Here is a 9,746-nt window from a genome sequence, read left to right as displayed (position 1 = left end):
CGGCAAAAAAATTGCCTTAGCAATAGCAGATGGTTTATCATATAAATATATGGCTTGTGCAATTGGTTTTTAAAAGTCTATCCTCATAGTCAATACTTAAAAGTTCCCGGAAAAAGGGGTTTTTATTATTGCAAAGAAAGCTTTTTTTTAATTCACATAATGAAAAAAATTAACATATATCATTACAATAAATAAAGTATAAATATTTTATATCTATATTTATTTGTTTATTTTCAATCTATCTCTCCTTGCGATGCTATTTATTCTAAATAAAAAAACTACCTTTGTTATTCTGAGCATCGAATATTCCTCTTTTTTTAGCCTCATCCTGTAAAAGACCATTGTTTTTCATACAATTTGAATGTAATTAATGGTTCATGGCATTTAAACTTTTAGCTGTTGTTCGTAACAGGCATTTCCATTCCCTTCTAGGAAACGTCATAATGGCTTTTTTCAACGTACTTTCCTTTGCATTACTGGTGAGGATGCTTTCCCTGAGCGCCTTTGGTGAATGGGTGTTATTTCTGGCCACTTACAATATCCTGGATCAGATACGCACCGCCATGCTGCAATCCGGCATTATTAAGTTCAGCGCAGGAACAGACATTGCTGTCACCAGGCAGGTTACCGGGGCTGCCTGGTACATTTCCCTGGTACTCACTATCTCTTTTATCCTGCTGTCCTTCCTGGTATACGCTGTTGCTTATCCCTATTTCAGCGCCACCTGGCACTTCTTCCTGGGATGGCTCGGAGTCATGACTTTATTTTCACTGCCTTTTAACTTTGCCACCTGGGTATTACAGGCTGCGCACAGGTTTGATAAAATTGTACAGATACGTATGCTGCAAAACGGGTCCTTCCTGGTTTTACTCGGCGGCCTGTTCCTGATGAAACAGGTAACACTTCACAACGTATTGTATACCTATTCATTATCGCTGCTGATCACCAGCATTTATTGCATGATATTCCGGTGGACAGCTTTAACAACGATGGCTGCCAGAACGAAAGTCCAGGTAAAAGAACTGTACCATTACGGGCGGCTGATAGTAGGCAGTATGGTTTCTTCTGCTTTTCTGAATTATTCCGATAACCTGGTACTCAGAACAATGCTCAATCCTGCGGCCGTAGCGGTTTACAGTATTCCCCAGAAATTCATGGAGGTAATTGAAATTATATTGAGAAGTTTTGTAGCCACCTCACAGCCCACTATTTCTGCCGCTGCCAACCGGAACGACTGGAAAGAAGTATCCCGTGCCTTTTGCAGGTATACCGGTACGGTTACCATTCTCATTCTTCCTTTTGTGGTAGGATTGCTGCTCTTTACCAAACCCCTGATCCTTTTGCTGGCCGCCAAAGCCTATTTGCCGGCCACAGATATTGTACGGATATTCCTGTTCTCGGCTATCCTCTATCCTATCGACCGCTTTATTGGGGTTACACTGGATATGATCAACAAACCGCTGATCAACTTCTACAAAAATCTCATTAAACTGATCCTGAATATTGTGCTGGATATCACGCTGGTATTGCTTTTTGCAGATATCCGTGCGGTGGCTGTTGCTTCTTCCCTGAACCTTTTATTTGCGGTCATCTTCGGATATATTTTCCTGCGGCGTTATCTTCCCGCAGTGAACCTGAAAAGTATATGGCACTACGGCTGGTTTGAATGCAAAATATTATTGTCAAAAATAAAACTGTTCCGTTTACAGTATAAATAATCTTCAGTTTATGAAACTCGCTTTTATTATACTGAGTCATAAAAACCCGGCGCAACTATGCCGGTTGCTGAACAGGCTGCAACACCCTGCCATTGATTGTTATATACACCTCGATGCCAAATCTGATATCAATGACTGGCAGGAGGCGATGAATATGCCGCAGGTATACTTTATTGAAAAACGGGTAAATGTTACCTGGGCGGGATATGGAACCATACAGGCAGCATTGAACGGAATCGAATTTATTGCCGGCTCAGGCAGTCAATATGGCTTTATTCATCTCATCAGTGCACAGGATTATCCGCTTACGGATATGAATATGTTCTATGATTTTTTCAGCAACCGCGCAGGACAACAATTCCTGGATCTGCTTCCTGCGGATGAACTGAAAAAGATGATGCCCAAAATTACCTCCTATCATTTTGAAGATCTCCGCCTGCCGGGGAAATACAGGATCACGGCATGGATCAATAAAATATTGCCCCACAGGCGTCACCCCCTGAACCTGGAAGTGTATGGAGGATCGCTCTGGTGGAGCCTCACACAGGAATGTGCCACCTGGTGCCTGCGGTATATCCAGGATCACCCGGAGATTGAGCGCTTTTACAAATATACCTGGGGAGGGGATGAATTCATTTTCCAGACCATTATTATGAACGGGCCCTTTAAGAACAGCGTACAAAATAACTACCAGCGGTATATCGACTGGTCCGAAGGACATGCGCATCCCAAAACGTTTACCATGAGCGACCTTCCTGCTATACTGCGGTCGGGTAAATTACTGGCCCGTAAATTTGATATGGATAAAACGCCGGAACTACTGGATAAAATAGATGCGGCGGCCAACCGCCTGTAAAAAGAGAAGGCCGATCACCGTGATCAGCCATTCTCTATTTGTATCAACATTCAAAAATCAACCGGCACTTTTTCTCCATAAGGTGTTAAAGCCACCGGTAAAATTGTACGGCAATATTTCTGCTACCTGGCAATCGAGTGTTTGCAGGAATTTAAGGCGCTTTGTCAACAGGGAAAAAGGAAATACATCTTCCACAAAATTCGTTTTCGCAAACCTTACAATTTTGAAATCACTCGCCTGCGCCAGATCCTGTAAGTCTTTACGCGTAAAGAACTGCACGTGATCCAGGTTATCTGCCTGGGATTGTGCAGTGGTACCTTTAAACCCTAGTGCACTTTTTACTTTATTAATGTTCTTCCACAAAACGGGGTTATTGCGCGCTTTGAGCATGGGTCTTGTTACACACAATTCCCTGGGGCCATTACCATTGGGAACCGTTACAACCAATAATCCATCGTCTTTCAGTGATGCGTGAATGGTGTTCAGCAGCAGCCCCGGGTGATCCAGGTGCTCCAGTACTTCGCTGCATATTACGGCATCATACGTTTCGCCCTGGGCAGTAAGCGCTTCCGCGCTGATGGCTGCAAACTTCACATTAGGATAAGTGTTGCGCTGTTGGGCAACGGCAATGGTTTTCTCGCTGATATCTATCCCCAGCACTTCATAGCCAAACTGTCCGAGATGCCGGCTGATAACGCCATTACCACATCCTACATCCAATACACGTCCCCCATCCGGAATGTTGCTTTTCAGACTATCCGTTATAAAGTTGAGTCTTTTTATATCGGTGATCCGATCATATTCGTAGGTGATTATGGTGTTTGTCATATTGAAATTGATAAAATGTTATTATTTACAAAGCTGTTGATATACAGCCGCAATTTTTTCTGTCATGCCGGCCACATTGAAATTCGCCGCAATGGCCGCTTTAGCATTACTTTGCAATGTAGCCCTCAGGGTATTATCCTTTGCCACCCTCACAATGGCCTCAGCCAATGCCGCGGGATTAGCTGATGGCACCAGCAGTCCGTTCTCTCCGTCTTTCACCGCTTCTTTGGTACCGTCAACATCGCTGGCAATAACGGCTTTCCCCATTGCCATGGCCTCTAATACGCCGATAGGAAAGCCTTCCCATAAAGAGGGCAGGCAGTAAATATCCGCGGCATGCAGCACTGCGGGTACATCCTGGCGGAAGCCGGCGAAAGTTACCTGCTTTTCCACGCCTGCTTCCGCAGCGGCGCTTACCGCAGCATCCATCAGTTCTCCATCTCCTATCATCAGCAAATGCAGCTGCGGCACTTGTTGCAGCGCTCCCGCAAAACCCCTGATCATACATACCGGGTCTTTTTGATAGGTCATGCGCGCTATAAAACAAACCAGGAGTTTATCTTCCGGTATGCCATATTCCACGCGCAAGTCCGGGTAAGACTGATCGGGATTAAACTTCTGCAGGTTCACCCCATTTCGAACCACAATACCGGTAAAATCTTTAAATGCTTTGACACCGGTTTGCCGGTTGGATTCCGACACACAGATATTCACCTGAGTTTTACCGGTAATAAACCTCTCAGCTGCAATACGCAGACGTTTGGCCAGTGGATGCAGTCCGTCATGAAAAGACCAGCCATGAATGGTATATACCACCGGTAAACCCAGGCGGCGTGCGGCCCACAACACATTTGTGTTTGCGCGGGTACCATGCACATGCACAATATCTATCCGCTGGTCCTGCATGAATTTTTTTACTTTTTTCCAGACGCTGATATCAAATGCTTTCTCACTTTCGATTACAAAGACGGGAATATCCATTTTCTGTAAAGCCGTTATCATAGGGCCTTCTGTGAAAGAAAGCACGATGGGATCAAACGCGGATTTATCCAGCGAGGCTACCAGGTCCAGTACATGACTCTCTCCCCCGCCAATTTTACCCTGGCGGATGGTTTCAAGTACCCGTGTTTTACCATTTGTTTTGCCCATACTATAACTTTTCTATCCAGCGACTATACCACAACTGGAAAACCAGCATATTCCATAACTTCTGGTGACTCACCTTTCCTCCGGACAAATAAGTTTCCAACAGCTGCTCCACATGAGGCACATTGAAAAGCCCTGATTTTGCGAGGCGCTCACCTGACAGATAATACTGCATCTGTTCTTTCAGCTCGTCCTTAAACCATTCCTGCAAAGGAGCAATGAAAGGTCTTTTCGGACGTTCCATCAGGGTTTTGGGAATGTATTTATGTACAATGGTTTTCAATATATATTTATTGATACCATCCTTTACTTTAAGACCAGCAGGCACTTTTGCAAGGAACTCCACCAAACGGTGATCCAGCATAGGTTCCCGTCCCTCAATGCTCACCGACATCGTGGCCCTGTCCACCTTTACCAGGTTGTTATCTACCAGGAAAGTTTTATAGTCCACTGCCAGCAACCTGTTCAGGGGATCATTCATATTATCCAGCTCCCCGTTCATATCGAAGTTGGTTTTATAACCATCTGCCGGTACGGCGGTATAATAATTAACTTCATTTTCTGTCAGGTACTGGCTGATATATTTTAGGGCGTGCTGCGGTTTACCGCTGGCCCATATCAGTTTCATTTTTTCGTACCGGGACGCGAAGTTATATTGCTTGTTAAAGTAAGGGATAATTTCCGGCGATACCACAGACATGGCGGCGCTAAGCGTGCGCTGTAAGGGCTTTGGGAAACTCCCGGTATAGCGGAGCGACTGGTTAAACTTGTTATACCCCGCAAATACTTCGTCGCCTCCATCAGCAGAGAGGACCACTTTTACTTCTTTACTGGCAAACCTGCTGACCAACGTAGTGGGTACGGTGGAATTATCTGCAAATGGTTCATCATATATTTCCGGTAAGTGATGCAACACGTCTTTCGCATCGTTGGCTCCTACTATCCATTCGTAGTGCTCGGTGCCCAGGTGCATCGCTATTTTCTTCGCTTCTTTTGATTCGTCCCACTGCGGCTCCTTATACCCAATGGTGAAGGTTTTGATGCGGCTGGAAGTATTGGACTGCAGCAGTGCCGCAACGCTGGCACTATCGTATCCCCCGCTTAAGAAAACGCCCACCGGCACATCAGATACCATGCGGTAACTGTAAGCGCTATGCATCAGTTCCTCTGTATGCTTGATGACATCATGCTCAGATAATCCTGTAAGCGGCTGACGGTAGGCATCCAGTACATTCCAGTATTGGACTTCCCGGATAGCAGCGTCGCGGAGCGATAATTTAAGGAGATGCCCCGGTTTCAGCTTATGGGTATTCTTGTAAATAGTGTACGGCGCCGGAATGTAGCTGTATTGGAGGAACAGGGACAAGCTCTTCTCATCAATCTCTTTCCGGAAAGCCGGATGTTCACAAATCCCTTTTAACTCGGATGCAAAAAGCAAGGTGCGATCATGCCAGTAGTAGTATAAAGGCTTAACCCCGGCGCGATCGCGGAACAGCGTTACTTCCTCTGCGGTGCGGTCATAAATAACAAAGGCAAACATACCGATGCATTTATCCAGGATCTTTTCACCCCATTGCGCATAGCCTTTCAGCAAGACTTCAGTATCAGCACCGGAATGGAAGTGGTGACCCAGTTTTTCCAGCTCCGTGCGGATTTCTTTAAAGTTATATACCTCTCCATTGAAAATAATGGAATATTGTTCGTAGTGCATTGGCTGGTGGCCGGACTTCGAAAGATCCAGGATGGATAAACGCCGCTGACCGAGGCCAACAGATGCCTGTGGATGTTCGTACACTTCATATCCGGCGTCATTCGGGCCGCGGTGCGCCATCACATCTGTCATGCTACGCAGGATGTCTGCGTCTGATTTTTGGGTAAAATCAATAAACCCTGCTATGCCACACCATATGTTATCTGGTTTAGGGTGTTTAAGATTCCAGAAAATTCCCTTCCAGAATGCATTCATATGAACCGATTCCCTTTTTAGTAAAAACTGAAGGGTATTTTTGGGAATGGTAAGAAAAGTAAAATACAGCATGAAAAACATTCTGGCTGGAAGCTTTACATTCCGGCGCATGAATAATATCCGGTTACGTGTAATATAATACGTTTTCAGCGGGCTGTTTTTTCCGGTGGTCATGGACTCCTTGTGATAGATCAGCGATTTGTACTGGTAGTATATTTTATATCCCTGGCGTTTGAATTGTTCGCACCAATCGAATTCTTCATAATACAGGAAATATACTTCCGGCATCAGGCCTACCTTTGCAAGGGCCCGGGCAGATACCATCATGGCGCCTCCGTGGGCGTAATGTGTTTCTGATACTGCATCGTACTGGCCTTTATCCTCTTCACGGCAACCAATCATACTGTTCCTTCCCGTGAGTGTATCCACTGCTTTGTACCCGGCATATTCTATGGTTCCTTTCTGAAAAAAGTAATGGAACTTGGGGCTTACCACACCGGCATCCGGATGTTTGCCAAATACTTCCAGTAAGCCTTCTATCAATCCTTCGGTAAATTCTGTATCATTATTTACCAGGAAAAGATATTCACCGGTAGCAGCTTTGATACCGAGATTATTTCCTCCTGCAAAACCCAGGTTACTTTTACTTTCAATTACGATGGCAGACGGGTACTCATTTTTTATCACCGCAACCGGGTTTTCTGCAGAGGCGTTATCCACTACAATAATCTCCAGGTTGGGGTAGCTGATCCTGTTAAGGGAGGCCATGAGTTCCGCGGTTACCTTGGCATTGTTATAATTAACAGTTATAATGGATACCAGCGGATAATATGTTTTACTTTCTGGCTGCATCTAATAAAGGATTGTCAATACCTGTTTGGGTATGAGTAGTATGTATAAAAGTTTTATCTGCACCTTTCAGGCGGAATAACAATAATATCATGATGCCGATAGCACGTGGTAACGTAACCACCGCAGTGAAAAGATATTTTGTAAAAAATTTCCCCGGGATAGGCAGCAGTAAACTCACTATATTCAATATAAACAATGCGATCCACCAGTAAACTGAAACCGGTACAAAGCGCTCCAGCAGCAATGAAAGCGCGGTACAAACCGTTAAGGCTGCCAGCAGCAGCATCCGCGGCAACAACGCATTCTGGCACACCGCAAGATTGAAATAATTGATGTCACCTTTGAATAAAGCCGACCATCCTTTACTCCAGAATGTGCGCAGGTATACCAGCTGACTGGACATCCAGCGTTTCCGCTGATTTTCAAATACGGCTGCATGCGTAATCTTTTCATCATACACATAGGCGTCTTCCAGGTATAAAATGCTGTGTCCTTTTGAGATCACCAGCAGTTGCAGCACCTTGTCAAATCCGCCGGTGGCCTGTATTTCACTAAGGATCTGTTTGATGAGCGGGTAGTGAAAGGCCATGCCTGAACCAATTACCGAAGAGGACAATCCAAGCGCATTGGCGCCTTTGCGGTAAAGGTGATTGGCGATGATTTCATTGGCTGCATCCAGGATAGCGAAAGGCGTGTTAAGGTTTTTGGCTACTCTTTGTCCCTGGATAGCGTGGTGCCCCTGCTGATAAGCGTGATTGATCTTCAAAAGAAAATCTGCTTCCAGCATATTATCTGCATCGCAGATAAGGGCCAGGTCAAAATTGTCTCCCAACCTTTCAAAAGCGGTATTCAGCGATTTAGCTTTGGTACTTTTATCAAACTTAACGGCCATTACATTTATGCCTGTTGCTGCCAGCTCTGCCATGGTCCGTGACTGCAAAGAGTCTGCGATGACTACCACTTCAAAATGCTTTGACGGGTAACGCAGGCGGTTATAACTGTTTACAGTAGATAAAATAATACTGTCTTCTTTATATGCCGGGATGAGAATGGCAATCCTCGCGTAATCAACAGTTTCCTCGTATGCAATCTTCTTTTTCCGGCTCAAACGGCCGGCTATGGCTAACAACAGATTGTACAATACACAACCGGCCAGGTAAACAAACAGTATTACTTCAATAATCGTTATCATTATACATTATCTTTTTGAACAAGCGCGAACGGCGTACTGGCCATCAGCCACATATCATACCTGAGTGAGCGTTTATGGGCATAATTGATATCCAGGTCAATCCGTTCTTTTACGGACATATCCTTCTTTCCGCGTTTACTAACCTGCCACAAACCCGTGATACCAGCCGGAGCGAGGAATCTTTCCACCCATTCGTCTGTAGTAAGTGTGGTAGCTTCATATAAAGGTAAAGGGCGGTTACCTACCAGCGACATATCTCCCTTCAGTACATTCAGCAGCTGAGGAATCTCATCTAAACTGGTATTGCGCAGGAAGCTGCCGAGTTTGGTTACCCGCGGATCATTGGATACTTTTATAAAAACCGGTCCGTCTGTCTGCCCGTCGTACTGGTTGAGGTGCTTAATTTTATCCAGTTGCTTGTCCGCATCAGGTACCATTGTACGGAATTTGTAGAATTTGAAGACGCGGTAATTTCTTCCAGCGCGCTTGGCGGCGTAGAACACCGGACCTTTGGATTCCATCCTGATCAATACGGCAATCGTCAGCAATACAGGACTCAGCAATATTAAGCCGCTGCCGGCCAGTGTTACGTCGAGCGTACGTTTCAGGAAATTGCTGTAAAATTTGCGGCTGTATAGCCGGGTACGGAGACTGCTACTTTTATATACCGGGAAGGTGCGCATGCGTTTAAACTTGCTCACGATGGCAATTTTGTTACCCAGCATATGCCATGCCTCCATTGTGATGATGTCATCAATAAATGAATGCCTGGTCACCAGCGATTTCATTTCATCAAATCCTTTTTCTGTGTATACGAAAAAAGGAATGGAGCAAAGAAACTGGTGTGTTTTAAAATAGCTGTCCCATTCAGAAAGGGCCGATTCATAGGCACTGTCGAAGCGGTAAATAATTGCCGCAGGCACTTTCTTAAAAACGTGCTGCAACTGACTGATCACTTTTTGCGCATCTTCTACGTTCTCGGTCACTATGCATCTGAACTGATCGTTTTCTGTCAGCATTCCCTTATGCGGGGCGCCAACAAAAAGCAAAATACTTTCAGCGTCCGGCATTTTGGTAAACAGGGAGCTTTTACCGGTATCTACTCCTCTGATGCTTTCTACCTGCAGTAAATTTTGAGTAAAGGTATCCATCGGTTAAAAATTAGTAGTGTATTCGTAGGTGACAATA

7 protein-coding genes are annotated in these 9,746 nt (G+C 45.0%); 2 read left to right on the top strand and 5 right to left on the bottom strand.

What is annotated here, in order from left to right; translation table 11 throughout:
• Window positions 1-377: 377 nt before the first annotated feature.
• Window positions 378-1,718, top strand: coding sequence for a lipopolysaccharide biosynthesis protein (locus tag QFZ51_RS18095; RefSeq protein WP_429047739.1), 1,341 nt, complete (start codon window positions 378-380; stop codon window positions 1,716-1,718).
• A gap of 10 nt (window positions 1,719-1,728) precedes the next feature.
• Window positions 1,729-2,574: a beta-1,6-N-acetylglucosaminyltransferase gene (locus QFZ51_RS18090; protein ID WP_429047738.1), complete on the top strand. Its 846-nt coding sequence runs from the start codon at window positions 1,729-1,731 to the stop codon at window positions 2,572-2,574.
• 57 nt (window positions 2,575-2,631) lie between these two features.
• On the opposite strand, the gene QFZ51_RS18085 is transcribed toward QFZ51_RS18090, so the two are convergent.
• Genes QFZ51_RS18085 through QFZ51_RS18065 form a run of 5 tightly spaced genes read right to left on the bottom strand, consistent with a single transcriptional unit; the run spans window position 2,632 to window position 9,709 of the window.
• On the bottom strand, window positions 2,632-3,402 hold the full coding sequence (locus tag QFZ51_RS18085) for a class I SAM-dependent methyltransferase (RefSeq protein WP_429047737.1): 771 nt from the start codon (window positions 3,400-3,402) through the stop codon (window positions 2,632-2,634).
• Between the two features lie 21 nt (window positions 3,403-3,423).
• Window positions 3,424-4,551 (bottom strand): glycosyltransferase family 4 protein, encoded by a 1,128-nt coding sequence (locus QFZ51_RS18080; protein ID WP_429047736.1) that lies wholly within the window; start codon window positions 4,549-4,551, stop codon window positions 3,424-3,426.
• Between the two features lies 1 nt (window position 4,552).
• The gene (gene asnB / locus QFZ51_RS18075) at window positions 4,553-7,366 is read right to left on the bottom strand and encodes an asparagine synthase (glutamine-hydrolyzing) (protein ID WP_429047734.1); all 2,814 of its coding nucleotides are present in this window, start codon (window positions 7,364-7,366) and stop codon (window positions 4,553-4,555) included.
• Complete coding sequence (locus tag QFZ51_RS18070; RefSeq protein ID WP_429047732.1) at window positions 7,350-8,558, bottom strand: glycosyltransferase; 1,209 nt, start codon at window positions 8,556-8,558, stop codon at window positions 7,350-7,352. Before QFZ51_RS18070 ends, asnB begins: the two co-directional genes overlap by 17 nt.
• Complete coding sequence (locus QFZ51_RS18065; RefSeq protein ID WP_370910357.1) at window positions 8,558-9,709, bottom strand: sugar transferase; 1,152 nt, start codon at window positions 9,707-9,709, stop codon at window positions 8,558-8,560. The genes QFZ51_RS18070 and QFZ51_RS18065 overlap by 1 nt, the downstream gene beginning before the upstream one ends.
• Between the last annotated feature and the right edge of the window lie 37 nt (window positions 9,710-9,746).

Origin of the sequence: Chitinophaga sp. W3I9, assembly GCF_050434025.1 — a bacterium.
Classification (GTDB): Bacteria; Bacteroidota; Bacteroidia; order Chitinophagales; family Chitinophagaceae; genus Chitinophaga.
The sequence above is the reverse complement of the archived record's forward strand: the minus strand, read 5'-3'. Positions and strand labels throughout refer to the sequence as shown.